The organism is Pseudomonas sp. HP_08, assembly GCF_055284095.1.
In genome coordinates this window covers 67,965-86,564 of the sequence record NZ_JBTOQC010000023.1, presented here as the reverse complement: position 1 = coordinate 86,564, position 18,600 = coordinate 67,965, and the positions used below count along the sequence as shown (strand labels likewise).

Here is an 18,600-nt window from a genome sequence, read left to right as displayed (position 1 = left end):
AACTTTCGATGTAGAAAATGCATATCGACCTACGCCAGCTTCGCCACTTCATCGCCCTCGTCGAACACCGCAGTTTTGTCGCGGCCGCGGCGGCGGTAAACCTTTCGCAATCGGCGTTCAGCCGCAGCATTCAGGCGCTGGAGCACAGCGCAGGCTTTCAGTTGATCGATCGGGCCAGCAAGGACTTGCCGCCGACCAAACAAGGCCTGGTGGTGCTGGAACATGCCCGCCGCCTGATCCGCGAAGCGCAAGAGTTGAACAACGAAATCGGCCGCCTCAACGGTGCGGAAATCGGCACCCTGCGTTTCGGCTGCGGACCGGCGCCGGCAGGCCAGCTGGTGCCCAAGGCGGTGGGACAATTCATTGCCGACTACCCCAAGGCCCGGGTGCATTTTCAGGTGGATAACTGGCAAGACCTGAACCAGCGGCTGATCAGCGAAGACATCGAATTCTTCGTCGCCGACACCCGACGTTTCGAGGCTGATCCGGATTACCGCATCACCCGCCTGCGCCCGCAGCGCATGATCTTTTGCTGCCGCGCCGATCACCCGCTGGCGCAGCAGGAGGCAATCACCTGCGAAGCGCTGTTCAGCTACCCGCTGGCCACCACCTTCCGCCCGCCGAACATCCGCAAACTGCTGACCGAATACAGCGGCCGCCGCGACTTCGTGCCCCAGGTGGAATGCGAGCACACCTATGCGCTGCTCAATGTGGTGATGCATTCGGACGCCATCGCCATCGGCAACGCGCTGAACCTTGAGCCGTACTTCCTCAAGGGTGAACTGCGCCAGCTGACGCCTGTGGACATGCCCGAACACCTGGACGAAATGCACACCCGCTACGGCATCGTCAGCCGCAATGCGCGCTCGTTGTCGTCACTGGCCAAGGCGATGATCGAGCGCATCGAGCACATCGACCAAAGCCTGACCGAACACCTGACCGGGCTGTCGGCGGAGCGGATCGGGGTGTAACGCTGAATCGCTGCCCCCCGCGCGCCTAAGATCAACCGTTAAAAATCATACCGACCGGTCACGCCCACGGTGCGTTGTGCGCCCAGCAGGCCGGAGTAGCCGCCGTTGGGTTCGCTCCACAGGCTGGTGGCGTAGGTCTTGTCGAAGGCGTTCTTGACCCACAGCGAAACGTCCCACTGGCCCTGGCCCAGATCACCGCGCAGGCCGGTCGAGAAGTTGCTCACGCCGTAGCCGGAAATCTGCGCGTACTCCGAATCTTCCACGGCGCCCACGGCCTTGGAGCGGTAGGCGTAGCTGGCGGTCACGTATTGTTCCAGGCCGTTGTCCCAGCCCCATTTGTATTCGCCGTTGACGTTGCCGATCCACTTCGAGGCGCCGACCACCTGGTGGCCGCTCAGGTCGCAGGATGCAGGCGCGCCGGGCTGGTAGCTGACTTCCGGTGGGCATGGCGCGTCCTTGTACGACAGGTAGCGCACATCGTTGTACGAGCCGTTGACGTTGATGGTCAGGCCGCGCACCGGCACTACGGTGGCTTCCAGTTCCAGGCCGCGTGAGCGTACCGAACCTGCGTTGGTCAGGTACTGCACGCGGTTGGCGTCGTCGTAGGCGGTGGTCTGGTAACCGTTGACCTTGCTCCAGAACAGGTTGCCGTTCAGTTGCAGGCGGTTGTCCCACAGCGTGCTCTTGACCCCGAGTTCCAGGTTATTGGCGCGCTCGGTGCCGATCAGCAGCGAGTCGGCGCCGGCAGTCGGTGCGGTGCCGACGGTCAGGTTGACCCCGCCGGATTTTTCACCGTGCGACAGCGTCGCGTAGCCCAGCACGTCATCGGTGAAGCGGTAGCTGAGGTTGAGCAGCCCCGACGGGCTGGCGGTGTACTGGTTCAGGTCGCCGGAATCGTAGACGCCATAACGCGCGTTGCGTGCCGCCAGCGCCGCACCGGTCACCGTCGCACCACCGGTGGGTGCAAGGCGGTTGACCCAGGCGCTCTTCTCTTCATAGGTGCCGCGCACCCCGGCGGTGAAGTCCAGTTTCGGCGTCAGGTGCCAGGTGCCCTGGGCGAACAGCGCAAAGCTGTTGGTCTCGATATGCCCCTTGGCAACGCTTGAGACGTTGGCCAGCGCTCCGGTCGCGGTGCCGTTCCAGACATCGGCCAGCGGGCCGTTGCTGGCGATGTTGCTGTTGTCCAGGTCCGAGCCGTAGTAATAGGCGCCCAGCACGTAATCGAAAGCGCCACCGGTGGGCGACGCCAGGCGCACTTCCTGGGACCACTGTTTGTCCTGCACCGACACGCCGCCGTTGTAGCTGGCCGGCACGTTGAGGCCGTCGTCGTTGCGCGGGCTGAAATTCCACCAGCGGTACGAGCTGACCGAGGTCAGGGTGAAGTCGCTGGGCAGCTTCCAGTTGGCTTCGACCGACGCGCCGCCCTGATGCACGGTGACGCGCTGGGTGGCGTCGAGATTGACCTTGCGCTTGCTGCCGTCGACCAGCGTCGCGCCCGCAGCGGCTGCACGCGCTTCGTAGCGGTTGACGCCGTTGATGGTCGGGCCGGTGCTGAGCAGCGCGCGGGTGCCGGCGCTGGACGACTCTTCGTTGTAGTCACCGATAAAGCGCAGGCTGAAGTCTTCGTTGGGCTTGAACAGCAACTGGCCACGGAAACCTTCGCGTGAGCCGCCATTGAGATCATGACCGTCGTATTCGTTTTTCAAGTCGCCATCGCTGCGGCTGCGGTACGCCGAGAAGCGCCCGGCCAGCTCATCGGTCAGGGGACCTGAAATCGTGCCCTTGGTCTGGAAGAAACCGTCTTCGCCCACCGAGGTTTCAATCGTGCGCTCAGGGGTGAAAGTCGGTGCACGGGTGCCGATGTTGATCACGCCGGCGGTGGTGTTCTTGCCGAACAACGTGCCTTGCGGGCCGCGCAGCACTTCAAGCTGCTCGATGTCCATCAGGTCGAACACCGCCATGCCCGGCCGGCCCAGGTAAACGTTGTCGATGTACAGCCCGACGCTGCCTTCCAGACCGTCGCTGGCCGGGTTATTGCCCAGGCCGCGAATCGACACGCTGGACTGGCGCGCATGCATGTACGCCACGTTCAGGCTCGGGGTCAGTTGTTGCAGGTCCTGAATGCGATAAACCCGCTGGCTTTCCAGCGCCTCGCCACCGATCACGCTAATCGGCGTCGGCACGTTCTGCGCGCTTTCTTCACGCCGCCGGGCGGTCACGGTCACGGTTTTCAACTGGGCACCGTCGGCCTGAGCCTTGCCCGCCGCCACCGGTTGCTCAACGGCTTCGGGTTCGGCGGCATGGGCCAACGACCAGCCGGCACACCCCGCCAGCAACAAGGCCAGCGGCAGACGTTTGAGTCGCCAGGCGGATAACGGGACTGGGATGGCGGACGGGTTCATACAGGCTCCTTTCAAGACTCTTTGATATTCTAATAAGTTATTTATTTATGTCTTTAAAGACATTAAACGAATAAGAGAATGCCTTTATAAGGAGTTCAACCAAGTGCCGGCAAATGCATTTGCCCGATACTTTCGATGTTCAAAATGCATACGCAAAAACCGTCCTGTCGATGCAGCGCATGCATCGTCGATATTCAGCAAATGCGCTTGCCGTCATCACCGTCTGCCCGCGAAATACCCGTTTTGATTTTCCGTGGTGACCCCGTGTCAAAGCCTGTACGCAACGTGCTTTACATCATGTGCGACCAACTGCGTCGCGATTATCTGTCCTGCTATGGCCACCCTCACCTGCACACCCCGAACATCGATCGCCTGGCGGCCGCCGGGGTGCGTTTCAGCCGCGCCTACACCCAAGGCACCATCTGCGGGCCGTCGCGGATGTCGGCCTACACCGGGCGTTATGTCAGCAGCCATCAGGTGGCCTGGAACGCCGTGCCCCTGCCGCTCGACGAGCTGACCCTTGGTGATTACCTGCGCCCGGCCGGCATCCGCACCGCGCTGGTCGGCAAGACCCACGCCACGCCTAACAGCGAGGCGCAGCAACGCCTGGCCATGGACCTGAACGGTGCCGAGGCGCAACAGCTCAATGAAGTGGGCTTCGAGCCTTATGTGCGTCACGACGGCCTGTACCCGGATAACCCGGTGTTCGACGACAAACGCGAAAGCGCGCCCTACACCCATTACCTGCGCGACCTGGGCTACGCCGCGAAAAACCCTTGGCATGACTGGGCCAACGCCGCGATCGATGAACACGGCGAAATCCTCAGCGGCTGGAAAATGCGCCACTCGCACCTGCCGGCACGGATTCCCGAACAGCACTCCGAGACGGTGTACACCACCGACCGCGCCATCGACTTCATCGACGAGCAAGGCGAACAGCCCTGGTGCCTGCACTTGTCGTACATCAAGCCGCACTGGCCCTACATCGCGCCGGCGCCTTATCACGCGCTGTATGGCGCCGACCATGTGATCGCCCCGATACGCGCCGCCGAACCGAGCGATCACCCGGTGTATGTCGCCTTCCGCGAGCACCAGGAGAGCGTGAATTTCTCCCGCGATGAGGTGCGCCTGAACGTGGTGCCGACCTACATGGGCCTGATCAAACAGGTCGACGATCAACTCGGGCGGCTCTTCGATCATCTGCAAGGCAACGGCCGCTGGGACGACACACTGATCGTCTTCACCAGCGACCACGGCGACTTTCTCGGTGATCACTATCTGGGCGAAAAGGAGTTCTTGCTGGAGCAAGCGGTGGGCGTGCCGCTGATCGTGCGCGACCCACGCAGCGCGGCCGATATCACTCGCGGCAGCGTCGATGCGCGCCTGGTCGAAACCATCGATGCCCTGCCGACCTTTCTTCAAGCGCTGGGCCTGCCCGCCGCCGATCATCGTCTCGAAGGCCGCTCGCTGATCCCGCTGCTGCACGGCGAAAGCCCGGACTGGCGTCACTACGCGATTGCCGAATACGACTACGCCTTCCAGGCCCCGGCCCGCGAACGTGTCGGCCAGCCCATCGACCGCTGCCGGATGTACATGGTGCGCAGCGAACGCTTCAAATACCTGGCCTACGACGGCGTGCGCCCGCAGTTGTTCGACCTGGAAAACGACCCGCAGGAACTGCACGATCTGGGCACCGATCCTGCTTTCGCCGCCGTGCGTGAACAGCATCAGGCTTACCTGTTCGACTGGCTGCGCGGCCTGAAACGGCGCACCACGATCAGCAACGCCGAGATCGACCTGCGCGGCCAGCGCTTCAGGTATGGCGAACCTGCCGAAGAGAAACTGGTGCCGATCGGGGTGTGGTGAGACCTTTGGGCGGTCAGGTTTGTGGCGAGTGGTACTGACCCTGTATATACATAGTTAGTACCAAAACCACTGGAGCAAGTCTCATCATGAGCAAAGAAGCTGTTTTTACGATGAAACTGGAACCGCAGTTGAGGGCTGAATTCATGGCTGAAACCGCTCGCGAAGACCGTCCAGCCTCCCAGGTGATGCGCGAATTGATGCGTGCTTATGTCGAGCAGCGCCGTCAGGGGCGTGAATATGATCAATACCTGCAGCAAAAAGTTGAACAAGGCCGGGCTTCCAGGCAAGCCGGCCTTGGGCGTTCCAACGATGCCGTAGAAGCGGCCTTTGCCGCCCGGCGTGGCCAGATCAAAGATGATCAGGCTTGAAAATCACGTGGGTACCGGAGGCGGAGCAGGACCGCCTTGATATCTGGGAATACATTGCCGCCGAGAACCCGGCGGCAGCAGCAAGGATGGACGCCCTTTTCAGCCATGCCGTGTCCGGGCTGGCCAGTCATCCATGGTCCGGCAGAGCCGGAAGAATCCCTGGCACTCGGGAACTGATCCCGCACCCAAACTACTGCCTGATCTATGAAGTCGAACAGGAGGCCCTATGGATTCTGGCACTGGTCCACACCTCACGGCAGTGGCCTCCCGTGTAGAGACCACTGTCCCCTGCGATCTGTCAGACGGCATAACCCGTTCGAATCAAACCCCGCGCGTGGTCACGCTGCGCTGGCCATGCACGCCCACCGGCACCTCACCTTGCAAGGTCACGCGGCGCACGATGCGCGGCTGGTTGGCGTAGTCGTCAATCGCGTAATGCTGGGTCGAGCGGTTGTCCCAGATCGCCACGTCACCGACGTTCCAGCGCCAGCGCACGGTGTTTTCCAGGCGAATCACGTGGCTTTGCAGCACGCTGAACAGGTGCGCCGAATTCACTGGCGAGTAACCCTTGATGCGCTTGACGAAGTGCCCCAGCAACAGTGAACGCTCGCCGCTGATCGGGTGTACGCGCACCACCGGGTGCTCGGTTTCGAACACGGTCGAGGTGAAGGTCTTGCGGTACTTTTCCAGTTGCTCGGGCGTCACGTTGGGGCGCGGGCCGACGTAGTCGTATTCGTTGCTGTGCACCGCCCACAGCTTGTCGGCCAGTTCACGCAGGTCTTCGGTCAGGTCGTTGTAGGCGGCGGCCGTGTTGGCCCACACCGTATCGCCACCGGATTCTGGCGCTACCACAGAACGCAGGATCGACGCCTTGGGGTAAGCGTCGACGAAGGTCACATCGGTGTGCCACGAGTTGGCGCGCTGGCCATCGGCGGCGCTCAGTTGCATCAGGTAGCTGGAGCCCTCGCTGACCGGCACGGTCGGGTGCGGCACCGGCTCGCCGAGCCGTTTGGCGAAGGCTTCCTGCTGTTGATCGTCCAGGTGCGTCTGGCCCCGGAAGAACAGCACCTTGTAATCCAGCAGCGCTTGCTGGATGGCATCGACCACCTCGGGTTGCAGGTCTGCACTCAATTTGACGCCATGCACCTGGGCACCGATACGGCCCGCGACCGGGCGGATATCCAGGGTGTGCAGCGCAGGTTGCGTAGCGATTGCCGCATTGCTCATGGGGTGAACCTCACTGTTCGTATTGGGCGGGTCGCTCTATCGATATGCAATATGGCTATATCTAAAAAGCAAACACTTCGTTGACGGAATAAGAGCTTGCATTTAAAACCTCTACCCAGCCTCACGGCCAATACCTTCGCCCTATTTTTAAAATGCCGGGAATGCATATGGATCTTCGCCAACTGCGCTACTTCATCGCCCTGATCGAACATCGCAGCTTCGTGCGCGGCGCCGAGGCCATGGGCATTACCCAACCGGCGTTCAGCCGCAGCATTCAAAGCCTGGAACAGGAATTTGGCTGCGTGCTGGTCGACCGCGCCAGCAAGGACTTGCGCCCCACGCCTGAGGGCCATGTGGTGCTGCAGCATGCCATGCGCCTGATCAAGGGCGCCAACCTGCTGACCCGCGAAGTTGCCGAGATGACCAAGCTCGACGCCGGCGAACTGCACTTTGGCTGCGGCCCGGCACCGGCAGTAAAACTGGTGCCCGATGCGGTGGCGCAGTTCATCAGCGCCTACCCCAAGGTCAAGGTCGGTTTCGAGGTCGCCAACTGGGAAAAGCTCAGCCGCAGCCTGGCCCGTGAAGAGATCGAGTTCTTCATCGCCGACATTCGCCATTTCGAAGCCGACCCCAACTTTCATACCCAGGCACTGACACCCAAGCGCGGCGTATTTTTCTGCCGGCCCGGTCATCCGCTGCTGGAGAAAGAAAGCCTGTCGACCAAGGACATGTTCGATTACCCGCTGGCCAGCACCCTGCTGCCGCCGGGCTTTCGCAAACTGTTGGCCACCGCCAGTGGCCGTGGCGATTTCACCCCCGGCATCCAGACCGACCATTTTCCGAGCCTGGCCAAGATCGTCCGTCAGACCGACGCCATCGGCATCAGCAGCGAAGAAAGCTTTCTCAACGATGTACCACCCGGCGCACTGGTACGCCTGCAATGGCGCAACCTGTCGCTGGAACAACTGGGCGCCGGCGCCCGCTGCGGCATCGTCAGCCGCGCAGGGTTTCGCCTGTCACCGGCAGCACGGGCGATGATTGAAGCGATTGTGAGCCTGGATGAGGTGCATGTAGCGGCATGAAGCAGTGGACTATTGCGATCAATATGAGAACCCGTTGGCAATAAGGTATCTCTTCGGAATAGTCCTACACACTGTTCAGGAACAGTTCTCCGGGGTAGGGCCGTTAGTAATAACGAACCCATCTGCCAGAGACTTTCATTATGAACATCACCAGCATCACATCAAATATCGTGACCACCCCGCTGCTGTCGAAGCCCATTGCATCTGATGCTGGAAAGGCTTTGCCCAGCCTCCAGAAAATTGAAGAAGATCCCAGAGAGGCTCGGGCAAAGGCGTTCTATACCCGGGAGGCAGAGCCGTGGAAGGGGAAAACCTACATCTACTCTGAATTTGGCGGGCCTGAAGAGATACGTCCACTGACCAAAGAAATGTACCTGGATGATCTGAGGATATATTCAAACATAGAACTCGAGATTCAGCAGTGCATCGCCAGCAAAATAAGAAATGAGCTCGGTGTATTCAGACCCGATCTCGCCAGAAAGAATTTCAGCTACACACTGGGCGATGACGAGCAAATAAAGATACTCAACCAGGACCTGCGACTCACTGAAGATGACCTGCAACATTTAACAAAACTCTTCAATGACCGTAAAGGTTTCAGAGACAGTGTGGTCGAGCACGCCAAAATGGCAATGGCCCTGGTTGACCACGATGACAAGGCATTCGGCGGTAAATACAAGCTGGATCTATTGAACATCCAGAACACACTTGATTATGGAAAGCTCATTATGCTGAGACCGGAAAAAATGCACGAAGCCTTTGTGCGACAAATTATCGAAAATGGTGAGAGGCGTGAGGAGCCTTTGGTGGATATCACCGTGTAGCCGCAAGCAAAAACGCCCTGCTGACACAACGTCTGCAGGGTGTCCGTTAAAGCGTCAGTTTTTGGTCCTGTTGATCAGCCATCGTTTACAAATGTGTCCAAAATTATAGTCATGAGGCTTGTCGGCATGCGCGCCCGACAGTACGTTCAGCGCCTTGTAATGACCCGCCCTGTATCAAAGAGAAATCAGAAATCCCCTACCTTTCGCACCCGTTGTACTGACTTGGTCACCAAGCTCATACCCGTCTTTTACCGGCAGCACGAGCGATAAAGAGATTGTGAGCCTGGATGAGGTAAATTAGCGGCATAGGCCGTGAATTATTGCGATCAATATGAGAACCCGTTTGCAATAAAGTACCTCTTCGGAATAGTCCTACACCCTGTTCAGGAACAGTTCTGCGCCGTGTGGCCGTTAGTAATAACGAACCCATCTGCCAGAGAATTTCAACATGGACATCATCAGTCACTCACCCGGTTTCGTGATCTCTCATTGGCTGCCGAAGCTCGTCACACCGGACGCTGAAAATACATCACCCAACATCCGGCACGCTGCCGAAGATCGCGGGGACGCCCGGTCAAAAGCGTTCTACACCCGCGAAGCAGAGCCGTGGAAGGGGAAAACCTACATCTACTCTGAATTCGGCAAGCCTGAAGAAGTACGCCCGATGACCAAGGCAATGTATCTGGAGGAACTGAAACAGGATTCAAATCTGGAGCTCAGGTTCCAGCAGAGCATCTGTAGCAAAATAAGAAACGATCTTGGTGTCTTCAGACCCGATCTCGCCAGCAAGAATTTCAGCTACACGCTGGGCGATGATGAGCAAATAAAGATACTTAACCAAGACCCGTTACTCACTGAAGACGACCTGCAATATTTAACAAAAATCTTCAATGATCGAAGTGGCCTCAGAGACAGCATTCATCATCACGCCAAAATGGCCATGGCCTTGGTTGACCACGATGACGAGGCATTTGGCGGCAAATACAAGCTGGACCTGTTGAATATCCAGAACACGCTCGACTACGGAAAACTTTTCACCCTGAAGCCGGAAAACATGCACGAATCCTTTATTCGCCAGATTATTTAAAGTGGCGAGAAACGTGAGCAGCCTTTGGTTGATATCACCGTATAGTCACGCACAAAGGCGCCCTGCCGACATGGTGTCTACAGGGCGCCCGCTAAAGTGTCAGTTCCTGGACCAGTTGATCAACCACCGTTTGCAAATGTGTCCAAAATTATACAGATGGGGCTTGTCGGCATGAATTCCCGGCAATACGTTTAACGCCTTGTAATCACCCACCTTATATCGGGTAGCCCATGTATTTCTACCGTTGTGAACATGAATGAATGGCTCGGCATAATCACCGTTCTCACAGCCATTGAATTTGATAAGCTCCGAAACCTTCCCGCCACTGTCAGAGATGTAAGTAGTGGTCGTGCGATCAATGCCACCATTGGGTTTGAAAGAGAATTCCACCACCCCACCTTCCAGCGGATGCCGTGTACTGTCAGTAAAACTGACTTCCAGCATCGCCTCGGTAAATGCCTGGGTGGCCAGAAAAGCCGGCTTGGTAAACCCATAAGGAATAGGCATAAATCCCTCGGCGTGATGAAAGTCATAACTCATGTGCGGGTACGAACCGAACGCAATTTCATACTGCGCCTTCTCGAACTGGACACCCTCGGCAGCCATCACCCGCACGTCAACCGTCGACCCTGGCGTCAGTCGCTCCATCTTTTCAGGCCCGTTCCAGCGCTTGGCTTTCCATTCCCCGCCATCGATGCGGTATTCCAGCCGCCACTGCTTGCCATAGGATCTGACATCCGGAATGGCCAGCAGAACATTCTGGCCACGGATGGACGTAAAGCTGTACTCATGAACGGCCGCCGTGCTCTCCAGTGCATTGCCGATCTGGTGAACACGATCTTCCAATACCGTTGTGACGGGCGCTGCAACAGGTGCCGGGGCTGTCTGCGCGAATGCCTGCAGAGCAGTGGCGACCAATACACTCGCCAGCAGCCTGTTCAGACGCTTTTTATTTTTATTCATCGTAAAAGTCTCATTTGATTAGTCGAGTAGACCCGTGGGCCATCTGGCATGAATTCCAGAACATGCCCGACGTAATCCCTCAAAAACCAAACGATCAATAGCAACAAATAAAATCAGAAACGTCCTACATCACAACGCTTTATCCGACACCCACTCACGGACCTTGAACGGCTTGCGAATCAGCCGTTGCTCTGCCGCCAGGTCCACCGACTTCTGCAACTGCGCCAAAAATTCTGCATCCAGGCGTGGGTCGAAACGGACGCTCAGGTCGATCCCTTTAAAGTCTTCCTGCAAGGTCGCCTGCGGGTAATTGGCCAGCCCCGAGACCAGTTCGATATACGCCTGGCGGTTGCTCTCTTGCTGCAACCAGTTCAGCGCCTGGCCGTTGGCCTTGAGCAGTTTGGCCACCACTTCCGGGTGGGCATCGATAAACGGCCCGTAGCCCACCAATACGCTTTGAATACTGCCCGCACCGCCCAGGTCCAGGGTGGTCAGCGGAATGTCGGCCAGACCACGGGCGCGCAGTGCGGTCAGTGAAGCCGAGCCCCAGGTGGCGTCGATCTGTTTGGCGCCAAGTGCGGCGACAGCGGCGTTGATGTCCAGGTTGATGACCTTCAGGTCCTTTTCCTTCAGGCCTTTGCTGGCCAGCGCTGCGGCGAACGACAACTGGTAGGCGGTGCCGCGAAAGATCGCCACGCGCTTGCCCTTGAGGTCTTCCAGGGTCTTGATCCCCGACTCAGGGTTCACCGCCAGGTACTGCTTGATGCCACGGCCGTTGGCGCTGAGCACGCGGGTGTCCAGGCCATTGGCCTTGCCGATGATTGCCGCCAGATCGCCCAGATAGGCGAAGTCGACCTGACCGTTGGCCAGCGCCTCATTGATCGCGGGGCCGGCGCCCTTGAAGAAATTCCACTGCACCTTGATGCCGTCGGCGGCAAAGGCTTGCTCCAGCAGTTGCTGGTTGCGCAAGACATCCACTGTACCGGTGCCGCTGTGCTGGGTGCCGGCACTGAGGTCCGGCACAGCGATGCGGATTTCCTTGACCTCGGCGGCCTGGGCCAAAGGCGTCATGCAGGCGAGCAACCCCGCCAGCACCGGAGCGGCAAAACGATGGGTAAAGCGTGAGAAGAAGAGATTCATGCAACGGCTCCTGAAGCCTCTGACAAAGGTGCCAGTCAGGCATAAACCGTCTGCAAAATAAAATACTAAAAACTGACCTTTTAAAAACTTTAAGGAATATGAAGGCTGCACCCCTTATGGTTGCTGGGGTATGCACGAGCTGCATGGAAAATATTCTGTGAATGCATTGGCTGCAATTCGCAATCAGGATTTAATGGCGGCCTTATCCTTTTAAATCAACAAATACATCATTTATATATCCATAAAGAATAAGTAAATGCGATTTGGTTTGTAGCGCCAGCCGCTACCAACGGAGACTGTCAATGCCCCGTGATTCGATCCTCAATTTGCCGAACGCCGCCTTGCGTCCGCCCGGCCGCCGCTGGCCCGCATTGGCCACGCGCTTGCAGGCCTGGTATGTGCCGATCCTGATCTTTGCCCTGTGGTGGATCGCCAGCCGTGAGCACTGGATGAGCGAGCAAATCCTGCCCGAGCCTGCACTGGTGTGGCAGAGCGCGCTGGAGCTGGGCAGCGGCGAGATCTGGGTCAACCTCGGTATCAGCCTGCAACGTCTGGCGCTGGGTCTGTTGGCCGGTATCGGCAGTGGCGCGTTGCTCGGCGCCTGGCTGGGTTACAGCCCGCGCGCCGAGCGCCTGGTGCTGCCGACCTTCAGCGCTTTGGCGCAGATTCCCACGCTGGCCTGGATTCCGCTGTTCATGGTGTTTTTCGGCATCGGTGAAGTGCTCAAGCTGGTGGTGCTGCTCAAGGCCGTGGTGGTGCCGGTAACCCTGCACACGCTGGTCGGGGTGCGTGATGCCCAGCCGCGCCTGCGTGAAGCCGCTGCCGTGTTGCGCCTGCCCAGACCCTTGCTGATCCGCCGACTGATTCTGCCCGCCGCCCTGCCCTCGTTCATGGCTGGCGTGCGTCTGGCACTGTCGGCCGGCTGGTCGTCGCTGCTGGCGGTCGAGCTGCTGGCCTCCAGCGAAGGCATCGGTTACCTGATGGTCTGGGCGCGACAGTTGTTCATGCTCGACATCGTGTTCGTGTGCATCGCGGTGATTGGTGTGATCGGCGTGAGCATGGACCAGGCCATCGGCTGGGCCGACCGCAAGCTGGTGCACTGGCCGCACCCGCCGACGGCGCAACTGAACCGGGGTTCTGCACAACGCGGCTGGCAGCGCCTGACCGCCTGGTACCTGCCGTTCGCCCTGCTGGCGCTGTGGCAGGCCGCGTACCAGTTGCAGTGGGTCGACCGGCAAATTCTGGTGTCGCCGCTGCTGGTGCTGCACACCACCTGGACCGGGCTTGCCGATGGCAGCCTGCCCGACGCCATGTTGATGAGCCTGAGCCGCACCCTGGGCGGCCTCTTGCTCGGCGGCCTGGCCGGTTTCAGCGTCGGCCTGCTGCTGGGTCTTTCGCGGCGCGCCGAGCGGCTGTTCGGCCCGAGTCTTGGTGCATTGCGGCAAATCGCGATCTTCGCCTGGGTGCCGCTGCTGACCGCCTGGTTCGGCCTGGGCGAGCCGGCCAAGTGGGTGTTCGTGTCGTTTGCGGCGTTCTTTCCGCTGTACATCGCCACCCAGCGCAGCGTCGCGCACCAGTCGCCGCAACTGGCCGAAGCTGCCCGCGTATTGCGCCTGAACCCGCTGCAACGCCTGGGCCGGCTGGTGCTGCCGGGCGCGGCACCGGGCATCTTCGGTGGCCTGCGCCTGAGCCTGATCTACGCCTGGCTGGGCACCATCGGTTCGGAATACTTCATGCCGTCCAACGGCGGCATCGGCAGCCTGATGATCGGCGCCCAACAACTGCTGCGCATGGACGTGATCATGAGCGGCATGCTGCTGGTCGGCCTGACCGGCGCCCTGCTCAACCACCTCGGACAACGCATCGAAGCGCGCGCCACGCGCTGGAGACACGCATGACTCAACCTATCGTCAGCTTCACCCATGTCGGCAAGGTCTTCGAGGTCGACGGCGGCCAGATCGAGGCGATCAAGGAGTTCAACCTGGAGATCGCCGAAGGTGAATTCGTCGCAATCGTCGGCTCCAGCGGCTGCGGCAAGTCCACCCTGCTGCGCCTGCTGATCGGCCTGGACACCGCGTTTCGCGGCGAGATTCGCGTCGACGGCAAACAGGTCGAAGGCATTGGCAGCGAGCGCGGCATCGTCTTTCAGGAACACCGCCTGTTTCCGTGGCTGACCGTGCACGACAACATCGGCCTGGGCCTGGTCAACGAGCCGTTGAGCGCCGCGCAGAAGCAACAGCGCATCGCTGATTTCATCGATCTGGTGGGCTTGAAAGACTTCACCCGCGCCTACCCGCACCAATTGTCCGGCGGCATGGCGCAGCGCGTGGCCATCGCCCGCGGTCTGGTGGCCAGCCCACGCATTTTGCTGCTCGACGAACCGTTCGGCGCGCTTGACGCGCTGACCCGCCAGCAGATGCAAAACGAACTGCTGTCGATCCGCGAACGGGCAAAGATCACCACCGTGCTGGTCACCCACGACGTCGAAGAAGCGATCTTTCTCGCCGACCGCGTGGTGGTCATGGAACCGCGCCCCGGCCGCATCAAGCGCGTGGTCGACATCGACCTGCCGCACCCGCGCCAGCGCAGCCAGTTCGACTTTCATCAACTGCGCGAAGAACTGCTGCATGAACTGACCAGCGACGAGCAATATGTGCCGCCGGTGACCGAGCATATCCGGGGCCTGCATCCGGCGTTTATTGCGTTGTAGAGTCAGCCTCAAACACCGGTTCACCCAGGTTCAGCATCAACCGGTTGGCCCAGGCAAAAATCGCCACGGCCTGGATCAGGTCGAGAATCTCACCGTCGTTCAAGCCGGCCTCGCGCAGCGGCAAAATATGCTCAGGCGCGGTCGCACCCGGCTCCAGCGTCAGGTCAATCGTGAAGCGGATAATCGCCCGTTCACGCTCGCTGTCACCGGCGGTTTCGGGGTCGGCAAACACCTGCGCAATCACCTCATTACGCTTGGCCAGTTGCTCGAAGCGCTGGGCATGCACCGAGGCGCAGTACACACAGTGGTTGACCCGCGAGACCACGGTGCTGGCCAGCTCGCGCTCGGCGCGCGGCAGGCCGCCGGGGGCGTACATGATGGCGTTGAACACCAGCGAGCGCTGGCGCAGCACTTCGGGCTGGTGGATCAGGGTCAGGTAGTACTCGCTGGTCAAGGCCTTGGGGTGGCTTTCCTTGAGCACTTCCTGTTGCTGGGCCGTTGCCTGTTCCGGATTGACGATCGGCAGCCAGGATTTCCAGCCCAGGGTTTCATTGGTGAAGCCGTTGTCGCGGATGATCTGGCTCATTGTGCGGCTCCAGTGGCTTGCAGCGCGGCGAGGCCGGCGACCAGGCGAACCTGATAAGAAATGAAGGCGATGAGTTGCCCCAGCGTCACCACGTCCAGCGGGCTCAGGCCTGCGGCGCGCAAACCGTCCAGTGCAGCGCGGTCGCCTTCTCTGGGTGCCAGGATCAAGGTGCGGGTGTAAGCCAGTACGGTGCGCAATCGGGCATCGTCGATGCGGCTCAGGTCGTCCTGCTGTACCGCGTTCACGTGTTCGGCAGGCACCTCAAGGGCCAGCAGGCGCTCGCGGTAATATTCGACCAGTTGCGGCTGACGGCTCAGGCTGGCGCCATACAGCGCGACCAGCAAACGGGTGGTGACGCTCAAGTCGCCGCTCAGGTCGGCGGCGAACAGCGCGTCGTGGCTGCCCTGGGTGGCCAAGGTGACTTTGCTGCGCGCCTGGCGCAGGTCGCGCAGATGACTGTCGGGGCTCAGCACCAGGCGGTCGATCAGGTCGACGGAGGATGAAGTCATGGGTGTTTCTCCAGAGTGGCCTGGCGTGCGGCCACGGCGTCGTGCAGGAATTGGCGCACGCCTTGCCAGGATTGCTCGTTGGCGTCGCTATTGGCGGCGGGCGTGCCGTCCTGATTGGGGGTGGTGGGGATAAATGGCAGCAGAATGCTGTGCCCCGCCAGCGGGAAGTCCAGTTGCTTGACCGGCCAGGCATGCCGATGGACGCTCAGGCGCTCGACGACCATGCGTGAAAACAGGCTGGACGGCCACGCGGCATCGTCGCCGGCCGACAGCAGAATCACCGGGCCCTTGATGTTTTCTACCGCAATGCGCGCGCGCTCCACGGCTTGCGGGTCGTCCAGCGCGGTGAGCATCGACAGCGCATTGCGCTGCCCGGCGTCGCGGGCGCTCCAGTTGGCGGTGCGGTTGTTGTTCCACAGGTGCACCAGCGGTTTGCCCTGATACAGCCAGGCCGGGCCGTCGCGACCGACCGCAGGGTCCGCCGCCGCCTGGCCGCCATGCACCAGCGCGCTGGGCACATAGCCGATGACCGCCGAGACCTTGTCGGGGAACAGGCTGCCGAGCAGCAGCACCAGCTCACCGCCACGCGACTGGCCGCTGAGGGCGACAAAATCATGCGCAGGCTTGACCTCGCGGCGCACCCAGTCCAGGCCGCGCTCGAAGTATTCCAGCGGTGTATTGGAGATGTAGTCCGACAGCCCCGGCGCCTTGAAATACCCCAGCGCCAGCGCGGCATAGCCACGTGAAGCGTAGAGCGCCGCGCGCGGTTCGTTGATGCCGCCGCCGGAGCCGTTAAGTACGATCACCGCCGGGTGCGGACCTGCACCTGCCGGCAGAAACAGCGTGCCGACCAGCCCGTCTTCACGCACCTCGCGGCGGGTCACGCCCTCGCCTGCCAGGCGCTGGGTCAGGATGGCGGACACGTCGCTGCCCTGCACATCAATGCGGGTCTGCAACGGTTGCAGCAGGTCGGCCGGGAACACGCTGCCGCCCTGGCTTTTTCCAGAAAGCGGCTCCGGGTGCTGGCTCCATAACAAACCCAGCGGGCTGACACCCTGATAATCGCCGGCCACCGGCGCATCGCGTTGCAGGTCGACGGTGCCCTGGGCATCGGCGATGAACTGCGCCTGGCTGACCCAAGCCTGCTCGCGCCCGCGCAGGGTGCGGCTGGTCAGGGTCAGCGGCTGGCCGGGCGTCAGACCTTCGAGCCGAATGTGCCGAGGCTCATCCAGCAGGCCGTCGGCCGGGCTGACCGTGAGTCGGGTCATGGCTTTCCCTCTGTCACCATCAGGGCGGCGGTGCGGTCGCTGACCCATGGCACCACGTTCAGGCCATCACGCGCGGCCCAGATGTTCTGGTAGTGGAACAGCGGCAGGATGCCGACGTCGTCGCTGACGCGCTTGACCGAGTCACGCAGGATGGCGGCGCGCTTGGCGTCGTCGAATTCCACGGTGGCCTTGTCCAGGTCCTGGTCGACTTGCGGGTTGCTGTAGCGGCCCCAGTTGGACATGCCCAGGCCCTTGGCGGCATCGGCGGTGGCGAGGATGTTGGTCAGGCCGTAGCTGGCTTCGCCGGTGCCGTTGCCCCAGGCAATCACGCTGACCGCGAACTCGTTCTTGTTGGCGCGGCTGGAATACACCGACCACGGCACCACTTGCAGGTCGACTTTCACGCCGATGCGCGCCCAGAACTGCGCCACGGCCTGCATCGACTCAGGCGCCAGCGGGTAGCGGTCGCCGGGCACGTGCACGCTCAACTGGAAGCCTTCCGGGTAACCGGCTTCGGCCAGCAGTTCCTTGGCGCGCTTGGCGTCGAACGGGATGTTTTTGACCTCGGGGTTGTAGCCGATGGTGTCGGCCGGCATCCACTGGTTGGCCTCGGTCACGGTGTTTTGCAGAATGCGCTCGACAATCGCCTTGCGGTTGATCGCCAGCGACAGCGCCTGGCGCACCTTCACGTCGCGCAGCGGGTTTTGCGCCAGCGGCTTGCCGTTGTTGTCGCGAATGAACTCGCTGGGGCCTTCACGAAAGCTCGGCTGAATGATCAGCGCGCGCAGTCCCGGATAGGCGAAGACTTTCACGCCGGGGGTTTTATTGAGTTTCTGCACGTCACTGGGCGAGACCTTGTCGATCACATCGACGTCACCCGCCAGCAGCGCGGCGGTGCGCCCGGCCGGGTTGGGAATGTAGCGGTAATCGACCTTGGCCCACGCAGGCTTTGGCCCCCAGTAGTTTTCGTTGCGCGCAAACAGCGCACGGTCGCCCTGGCTGAACGATACCAGCGTGTACTGGCCGGTGCCGATGGCCGCCTTGCCGCTGCCGTAGTCTTCGCTGTTGGCGTTGGCGCCGGCGTGGCGGCTGACCAGATAGGTCGCGTCGACGTTGGCGACCAGCAACGGGTTGGGCACGTTGGTCTTGATCTCGACGGTGTGGGCATCCAGCGCCTTGACCGAAGCCACGGTGCGCAGGCCTGCGGCGTACGAGGCCACGCTGCCGGGCACATTGCGCGCGCGCTCCAGCGAGAACACCACGTCATCGGCGCTGAACGGCTGGCCGTCCTGCCACTTCACGTCGTCGCGCAGGTGAAAGCGCCAGGTCAGGTCGTCGACCCGCTCCCAGCTTTTCGCCAGGCCCGGATGGTTGCCGTCGTCGCGACGCTCCAGCAAGGACTCGAAGACATGCAGGGCGATCGAGCGATCGCCGGCGTGGTTGTTCAGTTGCGGGTCCAGCGAAGACACAGGGTCCGCATAAGCGATACGCAGGGTCTTGTTGGCTTCATCGGCGTTGGCAGCAGCGGTCATGGCAGCGCCGGCGGCCAGCAGGGCCAGGGTCAGCGCACTCGTCAGCAATGGTTTCAAGGACGTTT

Annotated in this window: 18 protein-coding genes; 10 read left to right on the top strand and 8 right to left on the bottom strand. The window is 61.0% G+C overall.

The genetic code is table 11. The features are described from left to right. Nucleotides 1-17 precede the first annotated feature (17 nt). The gene (locus ACYAS9_RS19205; RefSeq protein WP_463569835.1) at nt 18-971 is read left to right on the top strand and encodes a LysR family transcriptional regulator; all 954 of its coding nucleotides are present in this window, start codon (nt 18-20) and stop codon (nt 969-971) included. Between the two features lie 38 nt (nt 972-1,009). Here the strand turns inward: ACYAS9_RS19205 and ACYAS9_RS19200 are convergent, their stop codons facing one another. Then, nucleotides 1,010-3,373, bottom strand: a complete 2,364-nt coding sequence (locus tag ACYAS9_RS19200) for a TonB-dependent receptor (RefSeq protein ID WP_463569834.1) — start codon at nt 3,371-3,373, stop codon at nt 1,010-1,012. Between the two features lie 113 nt (nt 3,374-3,486). Here ACYAS9_RS19200 and ACYAS9_RS19195 point away from each other — a divergent pair, with 113 nt between their 5' ends. The 4 genes from ACYAS9_RS19195 to ACYAS9_RS19180 all read left to right on the top strand — a co-directional run bounded on the left by ACYAS9_RS19195 (nt 3,487) and on the right by ACYAS9_RS19180 (nt 5,882). Continuing rightward, complete coding sequence (locus ACYAS9_RS19195) at nt 3,487-3,633, top strand: hypothetical protein (RefSeq protein ID WP_463569833.1); 147 nt, start codon at nt 3,487-3,489, stop codon at nt 3,631-3,633. Between the two features lie 4 nt (nt 3,634-3,637). Beyond that, entirely contained in the window at nt 3,638-5,239 is a 1,602-nt protein-coding gene (locus ACYAS9_RS19190; RefSeq protein WP_463569832.1) for an alkaline phosphatase family protein, read from the top strand. A gap of 86 nt (nt 5,240-5,325) precedes the next feature. Next, nucleotides 5,326-5,607, top strand: a complete 282-nt coding sequence (locus ACYAS9_RS19185) for an antitoxin of toxin-antitoxin stability system (RefSeq protein ID WP_463569831.1) — start codon at nt 5,326-5,328, stop codon at nt 5,605-5,607. After that, nucleotides 5,604-5,882: a type II toxin-antitoxin system RelE/ParE family toxin gene (locus ACYAS9_RS19180; RefSeq protein WP_463569830.1), complete on the top strand. Its 279-nt coding sequence runs from the start codon at nt 5,604-5,606 to the stop codon at nt 5,880-5,882. The genes ACYAS9_RS19185 and ACYAS9_RS19180 overlap by 4 nt, the downstream gene beginning before the upstream one ends. Before the next feature lie 46 nt (nt 5,883-5,928). Here the strand turns inward: ACYAS9_RS19180 and ACYAS9_RS19175 are convergent, their stop codons facing one another. Continuing rightward, on the bottom strand, nt 5,929-6,834 hold the full coding sequence (locus tag ACYAS9_RS19175; RefSeq protein WP_463569829.1) for a TauD/TfdA dioxygenase family protein: 906 nt from the start codon (nt 6,832-6,834) through the stop codon (nt 5,929-5,931). A gap of 167 nt (nt 6,835-7,001) precedes the next feature. Here ACYAS9_RS19175 and ACYAS9_RS19170 point away from each other — a divergent pair, with 167 nt between their 5' ends. The 3 genes from ACYAS9_RS19170 to ACYAS9_RS19160 all read left to right on the top strand — a co-directional run bounded on the left by ACYAS9_RS19170 (nt 7,002) and on the right by ACYAS9_RS19160 (nt 9,827). Then, complete coding sequence (locus ACYAS9_RS19170) at nt 7,002-7,916, top strand: LysR family transcriptional regulator (RefSeq protein ID WP_463569828.1); 915 nt, start codon at nt 7,002-7,004, stop codon at nt 7,914-7,916. A 140-nt stretch (nt 7,917-8,056) separates the two neighbouring features. Next, a complete protein-coding gene (locus ACYAS9_RS19165) occupies nt 8,057-8,740 on the top strand; it encodes a hypothetical protein (RefSeq protein ID WP_463569827.1) in 684 nt (227 codons plus the stop codon). 448 nt (nt 8,741-9,188) lie between these two features. After that, nucleotides 9,189-9,827: a hypothetical protein gene (locus ACYAS9_RS19160; protein ID WP_463569826.1), complete on the top strand. Its 639-nt coding sequence runs from the start codon at nt 9,189-9,191 to the stop codon at nt 9,825-9,827. A 99-nt stretch (nt 9,828-9,926) separates the two neighbouring features. On the opposite strand, the gene ACYAS9_RS19155 is transcribed toward ACYAS9_RS19160, so the two are convergent. Continuing rightward, nucleotides 9,927-10,790 carry a hypothetical protein gene (locus tag ACYAS9_RS19155; RefSeq protein ID WP_463569825.1) on the bottom strand — a complete coding sequence of 288 codons (864 nt, stop codon included), beginning with the start codon at nt 10,788-10,790 and terminating at the stop codon, nt 9,927-9,929. Nucleotides 10,791-10,919: 129 nt separating this feature from the next. Further along, nucleotides 10,920-11,930 (bottom strand): ABC transporter substrate-binding protein, encoded by a 1,011-nt coding sequence (locus tag ACYAS9_RS19150; protein WP_463569824.1) that lies wholly within the window; start codon nt 11,928-11,930, stop codon nt 10,920-10,922. A 302-nt stretch (nt 11,931-12,232) separates the two neighbouring features. On the opposite strand from ACYAS9_RS19150, the gene ACYAS9_RS19145 reads away from it, so the two are divergent. Continuing rightward, nucleotides 12,233-13,828, top strand: a complete 1,596-nt coding sequence (locus tag ACYAS9_RS19145) for an ABC transporter permease (RefSeq protein ID WP_463569823.1) — start codon at nt 12,233-12,235, stop codon at nt 13,826-13,828. After that, nucleotides 13,825-14,640, top strand: coding sequence for an ABC transporter ATP-binding protein (locus ACYAS9_RS19140; RefSeq protein WP_463569822.1), 816 nt, complete (start codon nt 13,825-13,827; stop codon nt 14,638-14,640). The genes ACYAS9_RS19145 and ACYAS9_RS19140 overlap by 4 nt, the downstream gene beginning before the upstream one ends. Here the strand turns inward: ACYAS9_RS19140 and ACYAS9_RS19135 are convergent. Genes ACYAS9_RS19135 through ACYAS9_RS19120 form a run of 4 tightly spaced genes read right to left on the bottom strand, consistent with a single transcriptional unit; the run spans nt 14,627 to nt 18,592 of the window. Further along, on the bottom strand, nt 14,627-15,226 hold the full coding sequence (locus ACYAS9_RS19135; protein ID WP_463569821.1) for a peroxidase-related enzyme: 600 nt from the start codon (nt 15,224-15,226) through the stop codon (nt 14,627-14,629). The genes ACYAS9_RS19140 and ACYAS9_RS19135 overlap by 14 nt on opposite strands. Continuing rightward, nucleotides 15,223-15,735, bottom strand: a complete 513-nt coding sequence (locus ACYAS9_RS19130; protein WP_463569820.1) for a CMD domain-containing protein — start codon at nt 15,733-15,735, stop codon at nt 15,223-15,225. The genes ACYAS9_RS19135 and ACYAS9_RS19130 overlap by 4 nt, the downstream gene beginning before the upstream one ends. Next, nucleotides 15,732-17,003: an acyl-CoA thioesterase/bile acid-CoA:amino acid N-acyltransferase family protein gene (locus ACYAS9_RS19125; protein WP_463569819.1), complete on the bottom strand. Its 1,272-nt coding sequence runs from the start codon at nt 17,001-17,003 to the stop codon at nt 15,732-15,734. Before ACYAS9_RS19125 ends, ACYAS9_RS19130 begins: the two co-directional genes overlap by 4 nt. Next, nucleotides 17,000-18,592 (bottom strand): ABC transporter substrate-binding protein, encoded by a 1,593-nt coding sequence (locus ACYAS9_RS19120; RefSeq protein ID WP_463569818.1) that lies wholly within the window; start codon nt 18,590-18,592, stop codon nt 17,000-17,002. Before ACYAS9_RS19120 ends, ACYAS9_RS19125 begins: the two co-directional genes overlap by 4 nt. Nucleotides 18,593-18,600 lie beyond the last annotated feature (8 nt).

Bases quoted from the DNA above. Each gene is read 5' to 3' on its own strand.
- ACYAS9_RS19160 (WP_463569826.1), top strand. From the start codon at position 9,189: ATGGACATCATCAGTCACTCACCCGGTTTCGTGATCTCTCATTGGCTG.
- ACYAS9_RS19165 (WP_463569827.1), top strand. From the start codon at position 8,057: ATGAACATCACCAGCATCACATCAAATATCGTGACCACCCCGCTGCTG.
- ACYAS9_RS19135 (WP_463569821.1), bottom strand. From the start codon at position 15,226: ATGAGCCAGATCATCCGCGACAACGGCTTCACCAATGAAACCCTGGGC.
- ACYAS9_RS19195 (WP_463569833.1), top strand. From the start codon at position 3,487: ATGCATTTGCCCGATACTTTCGATGTTCAAAATGCATACGCAAAAACC.
- ACYAS9_RS19200 (WP_463569834.1), bottom strand. From the start codon at position 3,373: ATGAACCCGTCCGCCATCCCAGTCCCGTTATCCGCCTGGCGACTCAAA.
- ACYAS9_RS19125 (WP_463569819.1), bottom strand. From the start codon at position 17,003: ATGACCCGACTCACGGTCAGCCCGGCCGACGGCCTGCTGGATGAGCCT.
- ACYAS9_RS19155 (WP_463569825.1), bottom strand. From the start codon at position 10,790: ATGAATAAAAATAAAAAGCGTCTGAACAGGCTGCTGGCGAGTGTATTG.
- ACYAS9_RS19175 (WP_463569829.1), bottom strand. From the start codon at position 6,834: ATGAGCAATGCGGCAATCGCTACGCAACCTGCGCTGCACACCCTGGAT.
- ACYAS9_RS19130 (WP_463569820.1), bottom strand. From the start codon at position 15,735: ATGACTTCATCCTCCGTCGACCTGATCGACCGCCTGGTGCTGAGCCCC.
- ACYAS9_RS19205 (WP_463569835.1), top strand. From the start codon at position 18: ATGCATATCGACCTACGCCAGCTTCGCCACTTCATCGCCCTCGTCGAA.
- ACYAS9_RS19145 (WP_463569823.1), top strand. From the start codon at position 12,233: ATGCCCCGTGATTCGATCCTCAATTTGCCGAACGCCGCCTTGCGTCCG.
- ACYAS9_RS19185 (WP_463569831.1), top strand. From the start codon at position 5,326: ATGAGCAAAGAAGCTGTTTTTACGATGAAACTGGAACCGCAGTTGAGG.
- ACYAS9_RS19170 (WP_463569828.1), top strand. From the start codon at position 7,002: ATGGATCTTCGCCAACTGCGCTACTTCATCGCCCTGATCGAACATCGC.
- ACYAS9_RS19150 (WP_463569824.1), bottom strand. From the start codon at position 11,930: ATGAATCTCTTCTTCTCACGCTTTACCCATCGTTTTGCCGCTCCGGTG.
- ACYAS9_RS19140 (WP_463569822.1), top strand. From the start codon at position 13,825: ATGACTCAACCTATCGTCAGCTTCACCCATGTCGGCAAGGTCTTCGAG.